The 235-nt window shown below is 63.8% G+C and carries 1 pseudogene; it reads right to left on the reverse strand.

What is annotated here, in order from left to right:
- A pseudogene (locus tag MXD60_RS26500) lies at positions 1 to 235 on the reverse strand (hypothetical protein); the annotation flags it as partial.

Raw genomic sequence — 235 nt, forward strand, 5'->3', positions numbered from 1 at the left:
GTATCGCACATGGCTGCTCCAGACCGCGCGGCCGGGCGCATGGACGGCCACGGCGCCCACCTGGCGGTAGTTGGAGCTTTGCGCATTCACGCCGCCGCCGATGGTGAAGGCATTCCATTCACCGGGCAGCTGGTAGGTGGTCCAGACGCGCAGCAGGTGGCGCGGCGTGTAGGTGTTGAAGCTCTTGCCCTGGTTGTTCAGGTCCTGGGCGTACTTGTTGCTGTTGTAGGTATAG

It is taken from the genome of Frankia sp. AgB32 (assembly GCF_023243045.1).
GTDB lineage: Bacteria > Actinomycetota > Actinomycetes > Frankiales > Frankiaceae > Frankia.